The organism is Streptomyces sp. NPDC059037, from assembly GCF_042740015.1.
In the GTDB taxonomy this organism is placed as follows: Bacteria; Actinomycetota; Actinomycetes; order Streptomycetales; family Streptomycetaceae; genus Streptomyces.
Window position 1 is genome coordinate 9,750 of sequence record NZ_JBHYIG010000017.1, and the last position, 21,014, is coordinate 30,763.

The window sequence follows — 21,014 nt, forward strand, 5'->3', positions numbered from 1 at the left end:
AGAGCATCAGCGTGGGCGTGCGGGTGTCGGCGGTCGGTCTCTCTCGGTTCCTGAGCGGGCCCCTCCCGTCGCTCGCCTGGGCCAACGCCGAGCTCGCCCAGGCGCGGGCGTCGGCACGCCGGATCGCGGAGGTGCTCGCCACCCCGAACACCGTCGCGGCCGGAGCGAGGACTCTGCCGCGGCCGGTGCGCGGCGCGGTACGGCTGAACGGCGTCAGCCACGGCGGGCTGCGGGAGATCGATCTCGACATAGCGCCCGGCGAGCTGCTCGGCGTGGTCGCGACCGACCCCGCGCACGCCGCCGATCTGCTGCGCTGCCTGGCACGTGCGGCCGATCCCGACACCGGCACGGTCGATCTCGACGGCGTACCGCTGCGGGATCTGGACCCCGGCGAGCTGCGCGCGGCGATGCTGGTGGCCGCGCACGACGCGGATCTCTTCGAGGGCACCGTCCGCGACAACGTCACGGCCGCGGCCCCCGAAGACGGCGATCCGGAGCCGGCGATGACGGCGGCCGGTGTGGCACAGGTCGTACGGACACTGCCGGACGGCGCGGACACAGCGGTCAGCGAACGCGGCCGCTCGCTGTCGGGCGGGCAGCGCCAACGCGTCGCCCTCGCCCGCGCGTTGGCGGCCGACCGGCCCGTCCTGGTGGTCCACGATCCGACCACCGCGGTCGACACGGTCACCGAGGCCGGTATCGCGGCCGGTATCCGTGAGCTCCGCCAAGGCCGTACGACAGTACTCGTGACCACGGGCCCCGCGCTGCTCGCCGTCACGGACCGCGTCGTGCTGATCCACGACGGCCGGGTCATGGACACCGCACCGCACACCGAGCTGATACACCGTCACGAGCCCTACCGTCAGGCGGTGTTGGCATGACCGAAGCGACACGGACTCCCCCGGACACCCGTGAGCTGCTGCCCACCGCGTCCCCGGCCCGCACCCGGGCGGCCGTGCGCGAACTGGTGCGCCCGCACCGCGCCCTGGCCGTCGGCGGCTTCGCGGTACTGATCGCGGCGACGGCCGCGGGGCTGCTCGTGCAACCCCTGCTCGGCCGCATCGTCGACCTGGTGGCCGACCGGCAGCCGCCCGCCGACCTCAACTGGCCGGTCGTCCTGCTGATCCTGGTGGCTGTCGCGCAGGGCGCGACCACCGCGCTCGGCCTGTCGCTCGTCTCGCGGCTCGGCGAGACCGTACTGGCGCGGCTGCGCGAGCGGTTCGTGGAGAAGGCCCTGCGGCTGCCCCTGGAACAGGTGGAGAAGGCAGGGGCGGGAGATCTCACCGCCCGCGTGACCCGCGATGTGTCGGTGGTGGGCGAGGCGGTCCGCCGCGCCCTGCCCGAACTGGCCCGCTCCCTGCTGGCCATCGTGCTCACGCTGGCCGCGATGGCCGTCCTGGACTGGCGGTTCCTCCTCGCCGCGCTCCTGGCCGTGCCCGTCCAGGCGCACACCGCGCGTTGGTACGTACGTCATGCGGTGCCGCTCTACGCCCGCCAGCGCATCGCCACCGGGGCCCAGCAGCAGCAACTGCTCGACACCATCGCCGGCGCTTCGACGGTGCGGGCGTTCCAGCTGGCGGAGCAGCACACGAAGCGGGTGGACCAGCGCTCGCGGACGGCGGTCGATCTGTCGCTGCGCGGCGTGCGGCTCGTCCTCGACTTCTACAACCGCCTCCACATCGCGGAGTACACCGGCCTCACGGCGGTCCTGGTCACCGGCTTCTTCCTGGTGCGTTCCGGGTCCGTGTCCATCGGCACGGCGACGGCCGCGGCCCTGTACTTCCACAGCCTGTTCACCCCGGTCAACTCCGCGCTCGTACTCCTCGACGACGCACAGTCGGCGACCGCAGCGCTCGCCCGACTCGTGGGCGTGACCGACCAGCCGGACCCCGAACCCGGCCATCCGTCGGCACGTACCCAGGAGCCGGGCGCGGCACCGGACGGAGCCGTCGCCGTGCACGGCGTCCATCATGCGTACGAGTCCGGGCGCCCCGTCCTGAAGGACGTGGCCCTCACGCTGCGGACCGGGGAACGGGTGGCCCTGGTCGGCCCGAGCGGCGCGGGCAAGACCACCCTGGCCAGGCTCATCGCGGGCGTACACCGTCCGACGTCCGGCTCGGTGCTCGTGACGGCCGGCACCGACGTGCCGGGCAACGGCCTGCCGGTGGCCCTGGTCACCCAGGAGACCCATGTCTTCGCCGGGCCGCTCGCGGACGACCTGCGCCTGGCACGGCCCGACGCCACTGACACGCAGCTGCGCGCGGCCCTCGCGGTGGTGGACGCCGCGGACTGGGTCGATGCGCTGCCCGACGGCCTGGCCACGGTCGTCGGCGAGGGCGGCCACCGACTCACCCCCGCACAGGTCCAGCAACTGGCGCTCGCCCGGCTCGTCCTCGCCGATCCGCCGGTGGCCGTGCTCGACGAGGCCACGGCCGAGGCGGGCAGCACCGGCGCCCGGCTCCTGGAGCAGGCTGCCGACCGCGCGGTCGACGGCCGCACGGCGCTCGTCGTCGCGCACCGCCTCACCCAGGCCGCCGCCGCGGACCGGATCGTCGTCATGGAGGACGGCCGGATCGTCGAGAGCGGCACCCACGACGAGCTGAGCCGAGCTGCCGGAACGTATGCCGCCCTGTGGGCCGCGTGGTCCGACACCCGCGCAACGACGTCCTAGTGGAACGTGGGCATCTCGCCCTCGGTGGTCGCCAGATCGATGACGGTGAAGACGGCGCCCTGCTGATCGGCGACCATCGCGAAACGGCCGAAGGGACTGTCCATAGGCCCGAAGAGCAACTGGCCGCCGAGCTTGGTGACGGTGGCGATCGCGGCGTCACAGTTGTCCACGCCGAAGTGCACATTGATGTGCGACGGCACATCGGGCGGGAAGTCCCCGTTCATCTTGAGACGGCCCAGCACCGGCTCGCCGCCCAGCTCGAAGACCCGGAAGTCGACATCGTCGACGTCCATCGTCTTCGCCTCGAAAGGGAAGACGGCGAGGAAGAACGCGTCCGTCTTCTCGGGGTCACGCGTGTTGACTTCCGCCCAGCAGTAGGCGCCGGCCTCGCCGGTCTTCTCGAACCCCTCGTGGGTGTCGGCCTGCCAGGCGCTGAAGTACGCGCCGCTGGGCTCCTGGGCCGTCACCATCGTGCCGAAGTCACCGACCTGCATCGGCTCCATGGCCAGCGTTCCGCCGTTGTCCCGGATCTTCGCGGCGGTCGCGGCGGCATCGGGCGCGGCGAAGTAGAGGTTCCAGGCGGCGGGGCTGTCCACCCCCGGCATCTGCGGGGAGACGGCGGCGACGGCCTTCCCGTCCGAGCGCGCCTGCGCATAGCCCCCGAACTCCTCCGACCCCACGTCGAACGTCCAGCCGAGCACCTCACCGTAGAAGCTCTTCGCCGCTTCCACGTCCGGGAACATCGCGTCCGCCCAGCAGGGCGTTCCTTCGGGTTGCACGGCCATCGCGAGAGAACCTCCGGTTCCGGCGGATTTCTGTCGCTCTCACGCTATGCGCCGGGGGGCTTCACCGCCCGTCGGCCAGAACCACACTCAGTCCTGAATTTCGCCGGAACGGGGGTTCACAGAGTCCTCCGTCTAGCGCAGGAGCGCCTGCCCTGCACGTCAATACGAAGTGCTTTCCATACGGTGGGCATATGACGAAGCCAGTGCCCTCGCGCCCGGTGAACCACGAGACACGACTGGCCCTCGTCCTCAACGGAGGTGTAAGCCTGGCCGTCTGGATGGGCGGGGTCACACATGAACTGGAACTCCTGCGGCGTGCTTCGGGTGACGCGAGCGAGGACACGACCAATGATCGCGACAGGGCGGCCTTCAATGTCTGGAAAGACATCGCCCATGTCTCGCGCACTCGGGTAGTGATCGACGTCATCGCCGGCTCTTCGGCGGGCGGCCTGAACGGTGCACTCCTGGCCACTGCGATCGGGCGTGGGGCGTCTCTTCCCGATCTCCGCAAGGTATGGGACGAGTCCGCCTCGCTCTCCAAACTGCTCGTACCAAAATCGAAGACGAGCGTGCTGAGCGGCAAATCTTTCGAGAGCAAGGTTCGCGACGCCATCAACAGTATCGGCGTCGGCGCCGAATCCATTCGTGCCCCCATCACCCTCTTCTTGCCCGCCACCTCCCTGGATGGACGCGCTCGCACGTATACGGATGGGTTCGGGAACGAGTTCTCGGTACGAGATCACCGTCGGCTCTACCGCTTTCAGCATGACGACAAGGCCGTGACCTACACACGCACGAACGGAAGGTGGCATTTCGAGTCGACGCCCAGAAAGGATTTCGCCCCCAAGTACGCGCACGCCCTCACGCGCGCCGCCCGCGCGACGGGAAGCTTCCCGGTGGCCTTCCCTCCGGTCAACGAGACCCCTCTCATGGACTATCGCGTCCACCCGAGAATGACTCACGACGACCCGGCGAGCTTCGTCATGGACGGAGGTGTTCTGAACAACGCACCATTCGAACCCGTCCTCGAAGCGATCTCCCGACGCACTCTGGACACGCCCGTGCGAAGAGTCCTCGTGTATGTCGTCCCGGCCGCGGGGCGAAGCCAGCAGAGCGCCACGGAGCAAATCGACGAGCAGGCAGCCTGGGGTCGGATTGCATTCCGCGCCGCCAACTATCCGCAGGAAGCCGATTTTCGATCGAGTATCGAGGACTTGAGCAGTCGGTTCAACGCGACAGGTCGGGACTCGCACTTCGACCTGTTCCAACAGGTCAGCGGGGATTGCAGGCTGGCCGATCGGCTGACAGGAGTCGCGGAGGAACTGCTCGACGAGTACCGGCACAACCGAGCCTGCGGAGTCATCCTCGACATTCGCAAGAGACTCGCCGAAGACACCTTGGTAACCTCTCTGGCCGGTACGCGGGAATCCAATCCGGGAAGAATCAATTCCCTGATCAACTCACTCGAGCCCCCCAACTGGGTCCCACTGCGGGACCGTAGGCAGATCACCTCGCCATTGGAGGGACAATGGCGCTGGGGACTCCTCACAGCCACACGTGTACTGCAATCGCTGAGTCATCAACTTCACCATCACCTCCAGGAAGACGTACTTACTGAGGCGCAACAGCAGTGCCTGATCGAGGGAGCCGAATTCACTACCGAGCGGCTGCGTGACGTCGTCGCCATGCTGGAGGCGTTCGAGTCGAGAATTCCACTGCACGTGGATCCTGAATCCCTGCTTTCGGACGAGGGTGCCGCCGCGTTCGTTCAATCCACGTTCAACGACCTCGACGTCCCGAAGCGTCTCGGTGAAATTGTCGACCGCGCGGGAACCCGGTTCGTCAGGGCGCTGCGGGCCGCCAACGTCAATTCTTGGATGCAGCAACCGAACGACGCCATTCGCGCCTGCCTCGTAGTCGAGGTGGTCACGCGCGCCTACGCCCCACCCTCCAAGGTCGTCGAGCCGATCATGCCCGAATTTCAATTTCTTCGACTGGGACCTGACAGGATGAGCCGGGCATTGTTCGAGGAAAGATTTCACGACATGGGCGACAGAAAGCTCTACGGAATCCGGTTCCAGCACTTTGCCGCCTTCTTCAAGAGCGACTGGCGCAGGAGCGACTTCACATGGGGGCGTCTCGATGCGGCCCACCACCTTATTCGCCTGTTCGAATTCAACAACGAGGAGGAGCGCCGCGAGCGAGAACTGGAGCTCCATCAGGCCATCCTGGCAGCGGAGGCTCCCGAGAAGAGCGACCCTCGGGAGTGGATGCTGAAGAATCTCTTGGAGCTCGCCGAGCCCACCGACAAGAAGCTGATGGAGAATGCGACCGAAACCTCTGAGTCCCAGCAGGTGACGGCTGATCTCTTCGGTTCAGTCTTCGACCTCATCGGCCTCAAAGGGCGTGGCCCCAAGTGGATTCTGCGCAAGTTTGCCCAGCGCTTCCAGCGGAGGGCGGTCAAGGAGTACGCCACCGGAAAATCAAAAACACCGGCCGAGGCGCTCCAGGCAAGCGCCAATACCTATAAGGGCTGCTTGATCGTTTCCGTCATCCTCGTGCTTTATGCCCTCTCCATGTACTTTCTCTTCAAGTATCTTATTTGAGCAGCGTCAGCTGAAGTCACCGGGTCCGAACGACCGCCCGGATCACGCCGTTCTCTCGGTTCGTCCGCCGCGCTCTTCCTGCTCTTCCGTTTCGGGGACGCTGACGGGGAGCGTCGGCTGGTAGCCGCCCGCGGAGACCTTGGCCACCATCTCGGCGAGATACCCGCAGGCTCGCGCGATCTCCTGCTGGGCCTGGTTGCGCTCACTGACGGCCGCCGCGACCAGCAGGGCGGTCAGTGCGGAGGAACCGTTGAAAGCCTGCAGGGTGATCATGTTGGTGAGCAGATCGCGACCGGTGAACGGGCCGGACTCCTGGGCGGCGGCGACGATCGTGAAGGTGCACATGGCCAGGGCGCAGGGTGCGGCCCCGGCCAGCTGGAAGCGGAAGGCCGCCCAGATCAGCAGCGGGAAGCCCAGGAACATGAGGGGCGCGCTGCCGGTCCCGACGATTCCGACGCAGGCGGTGGCCGCGAGGAGCAGGAATCCCTCCGCCCAACGGGATGGCGGAGCCTCCTTCGGCCAGCGTGCCGAGCGGAGAACGAGCAGGACCGGCGTCACCACCAGGACGCCCATCGCGTCGCCGGTCCACCAGACGGACCACGTCGGCCAGAACTGGTCGGCGCTCAACACACCGGCGAGGGCCAGGCTCCCGCTGCCGATCGTCGCGCTGACCAGCATCCCGGTGAACGCGCCGATGAATACCAGGGCGAGGACGTCCCGCAGACGGGCCAGTTCGATACGGAATCCCATGCGACGCAGGAGTGCGTACGAGCAGACAGGCGCGAGGGTGTTTCCCGCCACGATGGCCAGCACGGCCGGAAGCGACGGCCCGAGGGAGGCGTTGACAAGGAGCGCGCCGAGCGCGATCCCGGGCCAGACCCGCGGGCCGCGCAGGAGCAGGCTCGCCAGGGCGATCCCGGTCGGCGGCCACAGCGGGGTGACCTGGCCGCGCACCAGCTGCTGGAGCAGTCCCAGCTTGGCTGAGCCGTAGTAGAGCGCGGCCACGACGCAGATGTCCAGGGCGGCCAAAGCGCCGCGCCGGAGCCGTTCTCGCCGGGCGACAGCCATCGGGCGACGACCTCCGCTTCGACATCGCTCCCGTGATCCATCATCCGCCGGTTCCCTCGGATCCTCCACGGCACCGTTGAGCCGGACGCTCGGCACAGACGTGAGATCAGGCGGGCGGGGTGCGCACGGCGAGGACGGCCATGTCGTCGTGACCGTCGCTGGGGTGGTGATCGGCCAGTTCCTGGACGAACTCCTGCAGGGGCAGGCCGGCGTACCCGGTGGCGAGACCGGCGAGCTCTTCGAGGCTCTCGTCGACGGACCGGGCAGGATGTTCGATCAGCCCGTCCGTGAAGAAGAGCACGGTGGAGTCAGGGGGTACGTATCGGGAGTGGTCGGGACGGGGTTGTTCGGGGTCGACCCCGAGCGGCAGCCCCGGCGCGGCGAACAAGCTTTCCGCCCTGCGTCCGGGGACGATGAGCAGCGGCGGGACGTGACCCGCGGTGCTCCAGCGGAGGCGCCAGCCCGGTCCGGCCGGTTCGATCCGGGCCAGCGTCGTGGTGGTGACGGGATTGCTCGTGATGGCTTGCAGCGTGCGGTCGAGCTGGGCGAGGACGGCGCCCGGCGCATCGCCCCCTTCGAACAGCAGAGCGCGCAGCATGTTGCGGGTGGAGGCCATGGAGGCCGCGGCCGTCAGATCGTGACCGACCACATCACCGATGACGACCGCCACGACGTTGCCGGGCAGCGGGATGGCGTCGTACCAGTCACCGCCCAGCTGACTGGGCTCGGCAGCGGGGCGGTAGATGGCGGCCGCGGTGAAAGGCCGCAGGTCGGGAAGTGTCGGCAACAGAAGACGCTGGAACTGCTCGGCTCCGACCCGTACCCGCTCGAACAGGCGGACGTTCTCGATCGCGATCCCGGCGGCGGCGGCCAAGGCGACGACGACGTTCTCGTCGTGAGCGTCGAAAGGCTTTCCGTCACTCCGCTCGGAGAGGTAGAGATCACCGTAGATCTCGCCGTGGACACTGATCGCGACGCCGAGCAACGTACGCATACGAGGATGACCGGGCGGGAACCCGGCGGACGACGGATGGGCCAGGATGCTCTCCACGCGCAGGGGCTCGGGGTGGCGAATCAGGTGCCCGAGGACCCCCAGACCGCGAGGGAAACCGGTCTGGGCCAGATCAGCGCGTTGCTGTTCGGACAGACCAGCGGCGATGAACCGCTCCAAGTGGTCTCCGGATTCGTCGAGTACACCCAGTGCGCCGTAGCGGGCACCCACCAGATCCATGGCAGTGGTCACGATGCGGTGCAGCACCGCGGGCAGCTCAACCTCCCGGCTGATGGACACCACCGCGTCCAGCAGGCCCTGAAGCCGGTCCATGGCGCCCAGCAGAGTCCGCAACTGCTCGTCGATACGGCCCAACTCGGTACGCAGACGTTCGTGCAGGTCGGGATGGTGCGGCTGCTTCGGCTGCCTTATGTGGGCGCCTTCCTCAGTTCCTGCCATCACAAACTCGGCCTCCTGGCGGGACCCTGGGTGGTCGAGGTCGTGACATCACACGACAGAAAGGGCAATCGCGACAGAGAGAACAATGAGGTCATTATTTCAAAAATGCGAGGACGGCGTCGCCCGGCGCCCTCCCCGAAAACGCCTCAGGGCCCATCCGAAGATGAGCCCTGAGCTACGGAATATCCGACATCACTGTCGGGACGACAGGATTTGAACCTGCGACCCCTTGACCCCCAGTCAAGTGCGCTACCAAGCTGCGCCACGTCCCGTTGCCCGTGTGACCTGGGGTTTCCCCCTGGCCGAACGCGCACCGAAACAATACCGCACTCCGGCCGGTGATCGCTCACGCCTTTCCCGCCCTGTTGACCTCAAGCGAGCTTGAGGTTGCACGCTCGGTGGCATGACGACGACAACGGAACGCCGAAACGCGTACGGATACGCCGATCTTCCGGGCCTCATGGGGCGGATGACCGGGGACGAGAAGCACGGGCCCGCCGCGACGTCGACCCTCGACGCCCTCTGGGTGCTCTACGACAGGGTGCTCAGGGTCACACCGGAGCGCGCGGACTACCCGGAGCGCGACCGGTTCCTGCTCTCCAAGGGGCACGGGCCCATGGCCTACTACGCCGTCCTCGCCGCCAAGGGCTTCATACCGGTCGACTGGCTCGAGGGCTTCGGGGCGTACGACTCTCCGCTGGGGCACCATCCGGACCGGGTGCTCGTGCCGGGGGTCGAGATCGGGAGCGGATCGCTCGGGCACGGTCTTCCGCTCGCCGTGGGCACGGCGCTGGGGCTCGGGGCACGCGGGCTCGCCGAGCCGCGGGTGTGGGTGCTCGTGGGGGACGCGGAGCTCGACGAGGGCAGCAATCACGAGGCCATCGCCTTCGCGGGTCCTTCCGGCCTCGAACGGCTGCACACCGTCGTGATCGACAACGCATCCGCACGGCACGCAAGGCCCGGCGGCATCGCCGCGCGCTTCGAGGCCGCCGGGTGGTCGGCCCAGACCGTCGACGGCCGTGATCACGACGCGCTGTACGCGGCGTTCACCGCGCCGCATCCGGGGCGGCCGCGCGTGGTCGTGGCGCGGGTCGAGCCGAAGGGCCCGGTGAGCGAGCCCAAGCTCGCCTGAGGCCTGACCACCGCCCGCGGGCCTCAGCCGTACCGCCGCCCACGGACCCGCGCCGCCCCTCCCCTCCCCCCACTCCCACGTCAGCTTCTCTCGGAGGTACCTCTGTCATGGACACCATGCGTGATCGCTTCGCCCCCGTCGTCTCGCGGCTGCTCGACGAAGACCCCCGCGTCGCCGTCGTCCTCGCCGAGATCGGAGCGGACGCGTTCAAGGACACCCGGCGCAAGCACCCGGACCGGGTGATCAACGTCGGGATCCGCGAGCAGCTGCTCGTGGGCGCCGGGGCCGGTCTCGCCCTCGCCGGTCTGCGGCCCGTCGTGCACACGTTCGCGAGCTTTCTCGTGGAGCGGCCGTTCGAGCAGCTCAAGCTGGACTTCGGGCACCAGGGCGTGGGCGGGGTGCTGGTCAGCGCGGCCGCCTCGTTCGACTGGCCCGCCGGCGGCTTCACCCACATGTCACCGGGCGACGTGGCACTGCTCGACACCCTGGACGGCTGGACCGTGCATGTGCCGGGGCACCCGGACGAGGCGGAGACCCTGCTGCGGCACGCGGTCGCCGCCGGTGACGACAAGGTCTACGTCCGCCTTTCGGTGCAGTCGAACGCTCAGGCCCTGCCGGTCGACGGGGCACGCTTCCGCACCGTGCGCGAGGGCCGCGCCGGGGTCGTGATCGCCGTCGGCCCGATGCTGGACGACGTCATCGCCGCGACCGAGGGGCTCGACGTCGGCGTGCTCTACGCGACCACGGTGCGGCCCTTCGACGCGGAGGCCGTGCGCCGGGCCGTGGGGGCGGCGCATGCCGCCGACGTCGTGATCGTCGAGCCCTATCTGGCCGGAACCTCAACCGCCGCCGCGAACGACGCGCTGGCCGACCTCCCGCACCGGGTCCTCGGGCTCGGCGTCGGCCGGGCCGAGCTGCGCCGCTACGGGCGGATCGACGAGCACCTGGCCGCGCACGGCCTCGACGCGCGGTCCCTGCGGGAGCGGATCACCGGGTTTCTGGGGGCCGCGTAGGGCGATCCCGCGTCAGTCCGCCGGCGGCACGCCCACCTCCGGGTAGGCGTCCAGGAGCCGGGTGGGGGCGGCCTGGCGCCAGGAGTCGGCGAGGATGTCGGTCAGCTCGGCCGTGTCGAGCGCCACGAGGCGTGCGCGCACCCAGGCGAACATCGCCTCGTGGTCGGCGATCCAGAACTTGTCCGGCTCCGCGAGGACCAGCTCGTCCCGCTCCTCCTTCGGGCAGCGCACGGCGATGGACGTCTCGTCCTCGGGCAGCGTGGCGAACATCTTCCCGGCCACCCGGAAGGTGGGCATGCTCCAGGCGATCTTCTCCGTCGTATCCGGCAGGGCCAGGGCGATACGGCGTACGTCGTCGCCCGTGACATGGGCGGCTTTGGCATGAGCTCGAGACATGCCATGAACGTTAGCCAACGCCACTGACAGCGGCCCCCCGAAGGGCCTTCAGGGCTGCCGCCGATACGCGCCAGACCCGCCCCTCCCCTCACAGCACGCGCTTGTCCAGCCAGGCCGTCAGGTCCTGCTGCACCTCGTCCCTGTTCGTCTCGTTGAGGATCTCGTGGCGCGCCTGTTCGTACCCCTTCCACGTGAGGTCGCCCACGCCCACGTACCGGAAGTCCTCCAGGAGTTCATGGACCAGCGTCATCCCCTGGTTGCAGGGGTCGTCCGTGCCGACCGCGATGTGGACGGGCAGGTCGGCCGGGATCCTGGCCAGGTTCCGCGGGTCGTTGATCTTGCGCACGGCGCGCACCCAGTCCAGGCAGAGCCCCGCGGAGAACGGGAATCCGCAGCGTTCGTCGGCGACGTACACATCGACCTCGGTCTCGTCGCGCGAGAGCCACTCGAAGCCGGTGCGGTGCGGGTACGGGTCGTTGAAGGAGGCGAAGAGTTCGGGGATGTACGAGGAGAGCGCCGTCCGGCCGTTGTCGGCGATCTCGCGCTCCAGGCGGGCGATCGACTCCTCGGTCTCGACTCCGGGCAGGGAGCGGAAGGTTCCGGAGAGGATGAGGCCCGCGAGGCCGTCGGCGTACTCCTGGGCGTAGTCCCTGGCGAGATGCGAGCCGAGGCTGTGGCCGAGCAGGAAGAACGGGGTGTCGGGGTGCAGCGCGCGCACCTGGTCGCCGATCGTCTTGAGGTCGTCGACGATGGCGCGCCAGCTGTCGGCGCCGTCGGCGGGACCTGAACCCGTCACTCCGTAGCCGCCGGTCGACTGGGCCGTGGCGCCATGGCCGCGGTGGTCGGAGGCGATGGCTCCGTAGCCGTTCGCCGTCAGATGGCGGGCGAACCGGTCGTAGCGCAGGGCGTGTTCGCCCGCGCCGTGCGCGATCTGCACGAAGGCGCGCGGCCTGCCCTCCGGCAGCCAGGTGTAGGTGGCGATCGGTGTGCCGTCGGCCGCGTTCGCGACTCCGACGGTGTATGCGGCGGGTGCGGGCGTGCCGGCGTGGTCAGTCATGGGACGACTCCCCTGTGCGACGTGTGCGACGTGTGCGACGTGTGCGATGCGTTCTATGTGGCTTCCTGGTCGTCAACCCTCCCCCGCGCGCGGGGCCTCATACCCGTGCCCGGCCACCGGCTCCCGCGGCGGCTCTCTCCTCACGCCAGACCCTTCCGACCCATTGACCCTCCGTCTGAGCGGCTCCTACGCTGAACAGCGCGCGGGAGAAAGCGCTTTCTAGCTCAACTCGGGCTCCGCGCACCGCGTACGACGCAACTCGCACTCACCGCACACCCGGCTACCGGCAGCCGTCCACCCGCCCAGCCCAGGGAGCGCCATGAGTTCCACGAGTCCCACCGTGCCGAGAACGGGCACGGGTCCCACCGCACTCAGACCCCTGCTCGCGATCGTCGCCCTGCTCGCCCTCGTCATCGGTCTCGGCCTCACCGCCCCGCCCCGCGCGGCGGCGCAAGGAGAGCCGGCGGCCGCGGCGGCCCCCTACCGTGTCCTGGTCTTCTCCAAGGTCACGAACTTCCCGCACGACTCGATCCCCGCGGGCATCGAGGCCATCAAGAAGCTCGGCAGCGAGAACGGCTTCGAGGTCGAGGCCACCGACGACGCGGCGGCCTTCACCGACGCCAATCTCGCCCGCTTCCAGGCCATCGTCTTCAACAACACCAACTCCACCCCGGAGAAGGGCGATCTGCTGAACGCCGAGCAGCGCGCGGCCTTCCAGAAGTACGTCCGCGGGGGCGGCGGCTGGGTCGGGCTGCACGCGGCGTCGGCCAGCGAGCGCGACTGGAGCTGGTACGAGGGACTGGTCGGCGCGATCTTCGACAAGCACCCCGAAGTACAGACCGGGCGGATCAAGGTGCTCGACCACGCGCACCCCTCCACCAAGGGCCTCCCGGAGCTCTGGGAGCGCTCGGAGGAGTGGTACAACTGGCGCGCCAATCCGACGGGCAAGGTGCACACGCTCGCCCAGGTCAAGGTGCGCGACGGCGTCACCGGCCTCGACGAGGGCGTCGACCAGCCGTGGTCCTGGTGCCAGAACTATGACGGCGGCCGCTCCTGGTACACGGCAGGCGGCCACGCCAAGTCGGCCTTCCAGGAAGAGGGTTTCCTCCGGCACATCCTCGGCGGCATCGAGTGGGCCGCGGGCAACAAGCCCGGCGACTGCATCGCCACCAAGACCGGCGCCTTCCAGCGCACGCCGCTCGCCACGAACGATCTGGCGGACCCCTTCGAGCTGGCCGTCGCCCCCGACCGCCGGGTGTTCTTCGTCCAGCGCACCGGGAAGCTCAAGATCATCGACCAGGAGACGCTGAAGGTCACCACGGCGCTGGACTTCGACTACACCCCCGAGATGACGAGCCAGTCGGACGGGCTGCTCGGCCTCGTGCTCGACCCGAAGTTCAAGGACAACCACTGGCTCTATCTCCTGAACTCCGACAAGACCGAGAAACGCATCAATCTGTCCCGCTTCACCGAATCGGGCGGCAAGGTCGACCCGGCCACCGAGAAGCGCCTGTTGACCATTCCCACCTGGCGCGGCGAGGGCCGGGCGAACTCGCACATGGCGGGCTCCATCGCCTTCGACAAGAAGGGCGACCTGTACATCGCCACGGGTGACAACACCGATCCGTTCGCGTCGGACGGATTCAGTCCGATCGACGAGCGCGAAGGCCGCCGTGCCTGGGATGCGCAGGGCACCTCTGGCAATACAAATGACCTGCGCGGAAAGGTTCTGCGGATCACGCCGAAGGACGACGGGACGTACTCCGTCCCCGAAGGCAATCTCTTCGCGCCGGGCACGGACAAGACACGGCCCGAGGTCTACGCGATGGGCCTGCGCAATCCCTTCCGCATCACCACGGACCCGCTGAGCGGCGCCCTGCTGATGGCCGACTACGGTCCCGACGCGAAAGCGGCCGTCGCCGACCGCGGTCCCGAGGGGACGGTCGAGTACAACCGCATCACCAAGGCGGGCCATTACGGCTGGCCGTACTGCATCGGCGACAACACCCCGTTCAACGACTACGACTTCGCGACGAAGACGTCGGGCGCGAAATTCGACTGCGCGAAGCTCGTGAACGATTCGCCGAACAACACGGGCCTGCGGGATCTGCCGCCGGCGCAGCCCGCGAACGTCTGGTACGCGTACTCGGCGTCCAAGGAGTTCCCCGAGCTCGGCACGGGTGGCGGCGGCCCGATGAGCGGTCCCGTCTATGACTACGACGCGGACAACACGTACAAGACGAAGTTCCCCGAGTACTTCGAGGGGAAGTGGTTCAACTACGAGCTGACGCGGCAGTGGTTCAAGGTCTTCTCGATGCAGGAGAAGGACCAGACGTTCACCGATCCGCGCTTCGAGCCCGCGAAGGCGGGCGATCTGAACTCGATCAACTCCCTTTTCCCGGACATGAAATGGAACCAGCCTTTCGACGCCGACTTCGGTCCTGACGGTGCGATGTACGTCATCGACTTCGGGCTCGGCAGCGGCACAGGCCGCGGCGGCAGCAACGAGGGCGCGGGCATCTACCGCATCGACTACGTGGCCGACAAACGCCTCCCGGACGCCCGCGTGAGCGCCACTCCGGACAACGGCACGGTCCCGCTGACGGTGAAGTTCTCCAGCAAGGGTTCGGGGCTGCCCGACGGCAAGCCCGTGACGTACGCCTGGGACTTCGACGGGGACGGCACGACCGACTCGACCGAGGCGGAACCGACGTACACGTACACCAAGAAGGGCCAGTTCAGCGCACGTCTGAAGGTGACGGGTCCGGGTGATCTGAGCGGTCTTGCCGTGCAGGAGATCACCGTCGGGAACACCCGGCCCGTGGTGACGATCCAACAGCCCCCGAACGGCGGGACGTTCAGCTTCGGGGACACGATCCCGTTCAAGATCAAGGTGACCGACAAGGAGGACGGGCCGATCGACTGCAAGAAGGTCGTCGTCCAGTCCCAGCTCGGGCACGACACCCATCTGCATCCGCTGGACAACTACACCGGCTGCGCGGGCGAGATCGTGACGGACGCCGGGGACAGCCACGGTCCCGGCCAGAACCTCTACTACGGGATCACGGCCCAGTACGAGGACAAGGGCGCGGACGGGGTGCCCGCGCTGACGGGGTCGAGCTCGCTGACGCTGCGGACGACGTTCCGCGAGGCGGAGCACCGCACGAGCACCGGCGGCGCGCACGAAGGGGCGGTGACCGGTGACCGCGCGGACGCGTCCGGCGGCAAGCGGCTCATCGAGATCGAGGACGGCGACTGGGTCGCCTTCGACCCGGTGCACCTCAAGGGCGTCGACTCCGTGACCGTGGGGGCCGCTTCGGGCGGGCTCGGCGGCGACATCGAGTTCCGGGCCGGGTCCCCCACGGGCGAGCTGCTCGGCAAGGTGAGCGTGCCGAACACGGGCGGCTGGGGCAATGTCGTGTCGCCGACCACCGAACTGGCCGACCACGACGGCACGACGAAGCTGTACGCCGTGTTCACCAACCCCCAGTGGTCGGCGGAGAAGCCCGACCTGTTCGCGCTCGACTGGCTGCACTTCAACGGCCCCGGGGTCGAGAAGAACACCGGTGCGAAGGTGTCGGTCGAGGCGGCCCCGGACAGCGGCACCGCGCCCCTCGCCGTCAAGCTCACGAGCGAGGTGAAGCTCCCCGACGGCCGCTCGGCCGCCGCGTACCACTGGGACTTCGGCGACAACTCCAAGCCCGGCGGCACCGGGAGCGGCAGCGCCGAGCACACGTACGCGCGCGTGGGCACGTACACGGCGCATCTGACCGTCACGGACGACAAGGGCGACACGACGACCGGCGCGGTCCGGATCACGGTGAAGTGAGGGGTGGACATGAGGAGTTCAGGTCCGAACGGAACCAGAAGAGCGTTTCTCGGTACGTCACTGGGGATCGCGGCAGCGGTCGGCACCGCACTGCCCGCGCGCGCCGATGACACGTCCCGGCGCAGGCGCATCCCGCGCGGCGGCATCGGCATGCATCTCTACACGATGCGCACGGCCCTCGCGCAGGACTTCGCGGGCACCCTGGAGCAGCTCGCGGAGATCGGCTACGCGACGGTCGGCGTGAGCGGCCGGCACGGCTACGGCGCGGCCGACATCCGGCGGATGCTCGACGCGGTGGGCCTGCGGGCGGTCCTTGAGCATGTCTCCTACGACACGCTCAAGGGCGCCGGGCTGCCCCAGGCGCTCGCGGATCTGCACACGCTCGGCGCGCGGTGGCCCGTGGTGCCGAGCCTGCCCGGCGCGCTGCACACGCCGGACGGATTCCGGGAAGCGGCACGGGAGTTCAACCGGATCGGGCAGGCGTCGCGCGACGCGGGCCTGGGGCGGCTGCTCTTCCACAACCACGGCACGGACCATGTGGTGGTCGACGGCACGAGCCTGTACGACATCCTCGTGACGGAGACCGACCCGGAGCTCGTCGGCTTCGAGCTGGACGTGTACTGGGCGGCCAAGGGCGGCGCGGATCCGGCGGCGTACTTCGTACGTCACCCTCGCCGCTTCCCCGCGCTCCATGTGAAGGACATGGCGGCGGACGGCGGCTTCGCCGATGTCGGTTCGGGGACGCTGGACTTCGCCGCGATGTTCGACAACGCGCATGTGGGCGGCGTCCGGCAGTGGCTCGTGGAGCACGACAGCCCGACCGATCCGTTCGCCACGGCACGCAACAGCTACGGGTATCTGGCGGCGCTGCGGTACTGATGGGCCGGATCCGGCCGGGGCACCCCCGAACGGCCCGCCTTCTTTAAGAGGCTTGTCAATGAAGCTTCTTAAAGAAGACAGTCGTCGGGTGGAGCGCCCCGGCCGGATCCGTCGCGTAGTCCGGGATCACTCCGGCCGCCGTCCAACCCCCCGACCGGTACAGCGACTCGGCGGGGCTGCCCGTCTCGGTGTCCAGGATCAGGAGGGTCACGTCCGCCTCGGCCGCCGCGCGTTCCGCGGCGGCCAGGAGCCTGCGGGCCAGGCCCTGGCCGCGTGCGGAACGGTGGACCATCAGTTTGAGGATCTCGGCGCGGTGCCTGCCGTTGGGCTTGTCCGTGAAGCCGAGGCTCACCGTCCCGGTGATCCGTTCCGCGTCGCGCGCGGCCCAGACCGCGAGCCGGCCCCGCGCCACCGCCGGAGCCAGGCCCCGCCACCAGTCCGCGGCGTCCTTCCGGTCGAGCGGCGCGAGGAAGCCGAGGGAGGAGCCGCCGGCCACGACGTCGGCGAGCAGGGCGGCCAACTCGTTGGCGGCCGCGAGGAGTTCGTCGGCGGACAGGCGCGACAGGCGTGCCGGGGCCGAGCGCGTCGGTGCCGTCATCGTGCGACCACCACCAGCGCGTACCGCACGGCCTTCCGCCCCGGACAGCGGAACCGCGTCGGACCCCAGAGCCGGAAGCGCACGCAGTCGCCCGCCTCCAGGTGGTGCTCCTCGCCCTGGACTGTGATCTCAAGGGCCCCGTCGAGCACCCAGATGTGCTGCTCGATGCCGGGCACGGGAGGCCGGTCGTAGGCGACGTCCGCGCCCGGTTCGAGGCGCCCCTCGACGAGTTCACCGCGCAGCCCCGCGTGCGGCGGGGACACCGACCGCCGTACGAAGCCGGACGCGCCGTCCGTCCACACGCTCTGCTCGGCGGCGCGCACCAGCTGCGCGGGCTCGGCCTCCACCTCGCTCAGGAGCTGCGACATGGTGCGTTCGTAGACGGCGCAGAGCCGGTTCAGGAGGGCCGCGGTGGGGCTGATCTCCGCGCGCTCGGCCCGCGACAGGGTGGAGCGGCTCACCCCGCTGCGGTCCGCCACGTCGCCGAGCGACCAGCCGCGTTCGGCGCGCAGCTCGGCGAGGCGCGCGGCGAGCCGTTCATCGACCTCATCCTGTTCCATATTCGGCACGCTATCCCGAATATGAGAAGCACTGCAAGGCTCGCCCTCGGTGGCCCCTGCCTCACTCGTGCGCGGACGCCGCCCCCAGCAGATCGCGGATGCGCCCCGTGGCCTCACGGAACTCGGTCGTCGCCAGCGTCGTCGCGTACGAACGCTCGGGTGGCAGACCGACGTCGATGATCTCCGTGACCGTCCCGGGGCGCGGGCTCATCACGACGACGCGGTCCGCGAGATAGACGGCCTCCGCGATCGAGTGGGTGACCAGGAGCACCGTCGTGCCGGTCTCGCGCCAGATCCGGTTCAGCTCCACGTTCATCTGCTCGCGCGTGAGCGCGTCGAGCGCGCCGAAGGGCTCGTCCATCAGCAGCACCGGCGGCTCGTGAAGGAGCGCCCGGCAGAGGGCGACGCGCTGCTGCATGCCACCGGACAGCTCATGCGGATAGGCGTCTTCGAAGCCGCCGAGTCCGGTCATCCGGATCAGATCGTCGGTACGCGCGCGTGCCTGCGCCGCGGGGATCCTGCGCATCTCCGCCTGGAGCAGGATGTTGCGCCGGGCCGAGCGCCAGTCGAGCAGCGCGGCCCGCTGGAAGACGTAGCCGATGTCGCGCCGCGGCCCGCGCACCCTCTCGCCGCCCAGGCGCACGTCCCCCGAAGAGGGCGTGAGCAGCCCGGCGACGAGCTTCAGGAGGGTCGACTTGCCGCAGCCCGACGGCCCCACGATCGCCACGAACTCGCCCGCCCCGACGTCGAGGGAGACCTCGCGCAGCGCGGTGACGTCCTTCTTCTTCGTACGGAAGCGGACGGCGACGTCGGCCAGGCGCACGGCGGGCGCCGCTCCCGCCGCCTCAGACGCCGGCGCGCGCGCCTCGTCACTCACCATCTTGAGCGTCGCATCCTTCGCCATTCCCCTGTCGCCCCTCAGCCCTTGATCCCCTTGGCCGCGTCCCAGTACTCCGCGACGGGCTCGGCCTTCTTGACCATGCCGGCCTCCGCGAAGACGTCGATGGTCTGCTGCCAGTCCGCCTCGGTGTTGGCGCCCGGCGCCTTCCCCTGGGTCGCGTCGGTGTGCAGCAGCGTCAGCGTGGTCTTGAACTGCTCGGAAAGCACGGATTCCGGGGGCAGTTGCTCGGACGCGCCCTCCATGGCGGCGACCGCGGGCTCCGGGTTCTTCTCGGCGGCCGCCCACGACTCGCTGACGGCCTTGGTCATGCGCCGGGCCAGATCACCGTTCCCCTGAAGGGTCTTGGGCCCGGCGATGAGGCCGTTGGAGTAGAAGTTCAGGCCGTTCTCGGAGAAGCGCAGATACGAGACGTCCTTCTTCGCCTTGTTCTGCATGGTGGGCCCCTGGTCGCTCGCGTAGCCGAGCAGTGCGTCCGTCTTGCCGGAGATCACCGCGGCGATCTTGCCTGCCGGGTCGGTGTTCTGGACCTTGACGTCGGACAGCTCCATGCCGTTCTTCTGCAGGAAGATCGGGAAGGTCTTGGTGAGCGCGTCGCCGGCCGTGCCCGCGACCGTCTTGCCCTTGAGGTCGGCGGGCGACTTGATGTCCTGCGCCGCGAAGGACTGCACGGAGGCGGGCGTCGTCTGCAGAAAGACGCCGAGGCTCTTGACCTTCACGCCCTGGTCGACGCCGGCGAGCACCGCGGGTGTGTCCGCCCAGCCGAAGTCGGTCTGCCCGGCGCCGGTGGCCTGCACGGTCTTCTGCGAGCCCTGGCCCGCCCTGATCTCCAGGTCGATGCCGTGCTTCTCGAAGATCTTCTGCTTCGCTCCGTAGTAGAACGGCGCGTGTTCGCCGTACGGATACCAGTTGAGCGTCAGCGTCACCTTGTCGAGCTCCTTGCCGGAGTCGCTGGTGCTCGTCTTGTCGTCGTCGCCGCAGGCCGTCGCGGTCACCGCGACGAGAGCCAGGGGGACGAGGCCGGTGAGCAGTCTGCGCGCGTGCATGGGACGGCCCTTCTCGCGTACGGGGGACATGGCTGGGGGGGCGGTGCGTCGCGTCGGTACGTGGTGGTGCGTCAGTACGAGGTGGTGGCGGCCACGTCCCTGCGGCTCGCGTGCCACGGGAGCAGCAGCTTCTCGGCGATCTCGACGAGCACGAAGAGGACGACGCCGATCAGCGACATGACGAGGAGCCCCGCGAAGAGCATCGGGGTGTCGAGGTTGCCGTTGGCCTGGAGGATCACATAGCCGAGGCCTTCGTTCGCACCGACGAACTCGCCCACGACGGCGCCGGTCACCGCGAGCGTGACGGCGACCTTCAGGCCCGAGAACAGATGCGGAAGCGACGCCGGGAAGCGGATCTTGAGGAAGGTCTGCCAGGGGCGCGCCCCCATGGTGGCGGAGAGCTGGAGCATCTCCGGATCGACGGCCTTGAGCCCGGTCACCATCGAGATGACGACGGGGAAGAAGGCGATGAGCACGGCGATCAGGATCTTGGGAGCGATGCCGAAGCCGAGCCAGACGACGAACAGCGGCGCGATCGCGATCTTCGGCACGACCTGGGCGAAGAGGAGGATGGGATAGAGCGTCTTCTCGACGGTCGTCGAGTAGACCATCAGCACCGCCGAGAGGATGCCGACGCCCACCGCGATGACGAAGCCGAGCAGGGTCTCGTAGGTGGTGACCCAGCTGTGCTGCCAGAGGTAGTCGGACTTGTCGAGCAGCACGTCGAGGGTCGCGCCGGGCGAGGGGACGAGATAGGCCTCGACCATCTCGGTGGCGGCGATCAGCCACCACGCGCCGAAGCAGACGAGCAGCAGGGCGAGCGGGCGCCAGCCCTTCTCGGCCGCTTCGACCGTACGTTGACGCAGAGTGGGGCGGCTGCGGTCGGCAACGCCCGCCGTCTTGGCGGGAGTTGCCTGCAGTGCGCTCTGGCTCACGGTGAACTCCCCTGGCATACAGCGAACTTCGGAGGCAGTTGCGGAGCTTCGGTGGTGTCCGGTGGTACTCGATGGCACCCGGTGGTACTCG

General features: G+C 69.1%; 17 protein-coding genes and 1 tRNA gene. 7 read left to right on the forward strand and 11 right to left on the reverse strand.

The annotated features are described in order from the left end of the window. On the forward strand, positions 1 to 881 hold an 881-nt coding region (locus ACFWY6_RS06105), incomplete at its 5' end, for an ATP-binding cassette domain-containing protein (protein ID WP_384686868.1). After that, complete coding sequence (locus ACFWY6_RS06110; protein ID WP_384686870.1) at positions 878 to 2,671, forward strand: ABC transporter ATP-binding protein; 1,794 nt, start codon at positions 878 to 880, stop codon at positions 2,669 to 2,671. The genes ACFWY6_RS06105 and ACFWY6_RS06110, both read left to right, overlap by 4 nt. Here ACFWY6_RS06110 and ACFWY6_RS06115 read toward each other — a convergent pair. Beyond that, positions 2,668 to 3,456 carry a VOC family protein gene (locus ACFWY6_RS06115; protein WP_384686872.1) on the reverse strand — a complete coding sequence of 263 codons (789 nt, stop codon included), beginning with the start codon at positions 3,454 to 3,456 and terminating at the stop codon, positions 2,668 to 2,670. The two genes, ACFWY6_RS06110 and ACFWY6_RS06115, sit on opposite strands and share 4 nt — an antisense overlap. Before the next feature lie 191 nt (positions 3,457 to 3,647). Here ACFWY6_RS06115 and ACFWY6_RS06120 point away from each other — a divergent pair, with 191 nt between their 5' ends. After that, positions 3,648 to 6,062 (forward strand): patatin-like protein, encoded by a 2,415-nt coding sequence (locus ACFWY6_RS06120; RefSeq protein WP_384686874.1) that lies wholly within the window; start codon positions 3,648 to 3,650, stop codon positions 6,060 to 6,062. Between the two features lie 42 nt (positions 6,063 to 6,104). Here the strand turns inward: ACFWY6_RS06120 and ACFWY6_RS06125 are convergent, their stop codons facing one another. The 3 genes from ACFWY6_RS06125 to ACFWY6_RS06135 all read right to left on the reverse strand — a co-directional run bounded on the left by ACFWY6_RS06125 (position 6,105) and on the right by ACFWY6_RS06135 (position 8,852). Continuing rightward, entirely contained in the window at positions 6,105 to 7,130 is a 1,026-nt protein-coding gene (locus tag ACFWY6_RS06125) for an MASE1 domain-containing protein (RefSeq protein WP_384686876.1), read from the reverse strand. Between the two features lie 106 nt (positions 7,131 to 7,236). Beyond that, the gene (locus ACFWY6_RS06130; RefSeq protein ID WP_384686878.1) at positions 7,237 to 8,580 is read right to left on the reverse strand and encodes a PP2C family protein-serine/threonine phosphatase; all 1,344 of its coding nucleotides are present in this window, start codon (positions 8,578 to 8,580) and stop codon (positions 7,237 to 7,239) included. 198 nt (positions 8,581 to 8,778) lie between these two features. Further along, a tRNA-Pro gene (locus ACFWY6_RS06135) sits at positions 8,779 to 8,852 on the reverse strand. 131 nt (positions 8,853 to 8,983) lie between these two features. Here ACFWY6_RS06135 and ACFWY6_RS06140 point away from each other — a divergent pair. Both ACFWY6_RS06140 and ACFWY6_RS06145 read left to right on the forward strand, forming a co-directional pair. Continuing rightward, complete coding sequence (locus ACFWY6_RS06140) at positions 8,984 to 9,712, forward strand: transketolase (protein WP_384686880.1); 729 nt, start codon at positions 8,984 to 8,986, stop codon at positions 9,710 to 9,712. A gap of 107 nt (positions 9,713 to 9,819) precedes the next feature. After that, a complete protein-coding gene (locus tag ACFWY6_RS06145) occupies positions 9,820 to 10,725 on the forward strand; it encodes a transketolase family protein (protein WP_384686882.1) in 906 nt (301 codons plus the stop codon). A 12-nt stretch (positions 10,726 to 10,737) separates the two neighbouring features. Here ACFWY6_RS06145 and ACFWY6_RS06150 read toward each other — a convergent pair whose 3' ends face one another. Then, a complete protein-coding gene (locus ACFWY6_RS06150; protein WP_384686884.1) occupies positions 10,738 to 11,121 on the reverse strand; it encodes an MmcQ/YjbR family DNA-binding protein in 384 nt (127 codons plus the stop codon). An 88-nt stretch (positions 11,122 to 11,209) separates the two neighbouring features. Continuing rightward, positions 11,210 to 12,178 carry an alpha/beta fold hydrolase gene (locus ACFWY6_RS06155; protein WP_384686886.1) on the reverse strand — a complete coding sequence of 323 codons (969 nt, stop codon included), beginning with the start codon at positions 12,176 to 12,178 and terminating at the stop codon, positions 11,210 to 11,212. 319 nt (positions 12,179 to 12,497) lie between these two features. On the opposite strand from ACFWY6_RS06155, the gene ACFWY6_RS06160 reads away from it, so the two are divergent. Beyond that, on the forward strand, positions 12,498 to 16,007 hold the full coding sequence (locus tag ACFWY6_RS06160; RefSeq protein ID WP_384686888.1) for a ThuA domain-containing protein: 3,510 nt from the start codon (positions 12,498 to 12,500) through the stop codon (positions 16,005 to 16,007). Between the two features lie 9 nt (positions 16,008 to 16,016). Next, positions 16,017 to 16,886, forward strand: coding sequence for a sugar phosphate isomerase/epimerase family protein (locus tag ACFWY6_RS06165; RefSeq protein ID WP_384686890.1), 870 nt, complete (start codon positions 16,017 to 16,019; stop codon positions 16,884 to 16,886). A gap of 55 nt (positions 16,887 to 16,941) precedes the next feature. Here ACFWY6_RS06165 and ACFWY6_RS06170 read toward each other — a convergent pair whose 3' ends face one another. The 5 genes from ACFWY6_RS06170 to ACFWY6_RS06190 form a co-directional block, all read right to left on the reverse strand. Continuing rightward, complete coding sequence (locus ACFWY6_RS06170; protein ID WP_384686892.1) at positions 16,942 to 17,484, reverse strand: GNAT family N-acetyltransferase; 543 nt, start codon at positions 17,482 to 17,484, stop codon at positions 16,942 to 16,944. Next, positions 17,481 to 18,044, reverse strand: coding sequence for a helix-turn-helix domain-containing protein (locus ACFWY6_RS06175; RefSeq protein WP_384686894.1), 564 nt, complete (start codon positions 18,042 to 18,044; stop codon positions 17,481 to 17,483). Before ACFWY6_RS06175 ends, ACFWY6_RS06170 begins: the two co-directional genes overlap by 4 nt. Positions 18,045 to 18,105: 61 nt before the next feature. Then, complete coding sequence (locus ACFWY6_RS06180; RefSeq protein WP_384686939.1) at positions 18,106 to 18,924, reverse strand: ABC transporter ATP-binding protein; 819 nt, start codon at positions 18,922 to 18,924, stop codon at positions 18,106 to 18,108. Between the two features lie 38 nt (positions 18,925 to 18,962). Then, complete coding sequence (locus tag ACFWY6_RS06185) at positions 18,963 to 19,988, reverse strand: ABC transporter substrate-binding protein (protein WP_384686896.1); 1,026 nt, start codon at positions 19,986 to 19,988, stop codon at positions 18,963 to 18,965. Positions 19,989 to 20,059: 71 nt separating this feature from the next. Further along, positions 20,060 to 20,923, reverse strand: a complete 864-nt coding sequence (locus ACFWY6_RS06190; RefSeq protein ID WP_384686899.1) for an ABC transporter permease — start codon at positions 20,921 to 20,923, stop codon at positions 20,060 to 20,062. Positions 20,924 to 21,014 lie beyond the last annotated feature (91 nt).

What these genes read in the sequence shown, in the direction of transcription:
- ACFWY6_RS06130 (WP_384686878.1), bottom strand. Translation starts at nt 8,580, where the DNA reads ATGGCAGGAACTGAGGAAGGCGCCCACATAAGGCAGCCGAAGCAGCCG.
- ACFWY6_RS06120 (WP_384686874.1), top strand. Translation starts at nt 3,648, where the DNA reads ATGACGAAGCCAGTGCCCTCGCGCCCGGTGAACCACGAGACACGACTG.
- ACFWY6_RS06115 (WP_384686872.1), bottom strand. Translation starts at nt 3,456, where the DNA reads ATGGCCGTGCAACCCGAAGGAACGCCCTGCTGGGCGGACGCGATGTTC.
- ACFWY6_RS06185 (WP_384686896.1), bottom strand. Translation starts at nt 19,988, where the DNA reads ATGCACGCGCGCAGACTGCTCACCGGCCTCGTCCCCCTGGCTCTCGTC.
- ACFWY6_RS06110 (WP_384686870.1), top strand. Translation starts at nt 878, where the DNA reads ATGACCGAAGCGACACGGACTCCCCCGGACACCCGTGAGCTGCTGCCC.
- ACFWY6_RS06160 (WP_384686888.1), top strand. Translation starts at nt 12,498, where the DNA reads ATGAGTTCCACGAGTCCCACCGTGCCGAGAACGGGCACGGGTCCCACC.
- ACFWY6_RS06175 (WP_384686894.1), bottom strand. Translation starts at nt 18,044, where the DNA reads ATGGAACAGGATGAGGTCGATGAACGGCTCGCCGCGCGCCTCGCCGAG.
- ACFWY6_RS06165 (WP_384686890.1), top strand. Translation starts at nt 16,017, where the DNA reads ATGAGGAGTTCAGGTCCGAACGGAACCAGAAGAGCGTTTCTCGGTACG.
- ACFWY6_RS06145 (WP_384686882.1), top strand. Translation starts at nt 9,820, where the DNA reads ATGGACACCATGCGTGATCGCTTCGCCCCCGTCGTCTCGCGGCTGCTC.
- ACFWY6_RS06140 (WP_384686880.1), top strand. Translation starts at nt 8,984, where the DNA reads ATGACGACGACAACGGAACGCCGAAACGCGTACGGATACGCCGATCTT.
- ACFWY6_RS06125 (WP_384686876.1), bottom strand. Translation starts at nt 7,130, where the DNA reads ATGGCTGTCGCCCGGCGAGAACGGCTCCGGCGCGGCGCTTTGGCCGCC.
- ACFWY6_RS06180 (WP_384686939.1), bottom strand. Translation starts at nt 18,924, where the DNA reads ATGGTGAGTGACGAGGCGCGCGCGCCGGCGTCTGAGGCGGCGGGAGCG.
- ACFWY6_RS06155 (WP_384686886.1), bottom strand. Translation starts at nt 12,178, where the DNA reads ATGACTGACCACGCCGGCACGCCCGCACCCGCCGCATACACCGTCGGA.
- ACFWY6_RS06170 (WP_384686892.1), bottom strand. Translation starts at nt 17,484, where the DNA reads ATGACGGCACCGACGCGCTCGGCCCCGGCACGCCTGTCGCGCCTGTCC.
- ACFWY6_RS06150 (WP_384686884.1), bottom strand. Translation starts at nt 11,121, where the DNA reads ATGTCTCGAGCTCATGCCAAAGCCGCCCATGTCACGGGCGACGACGTA.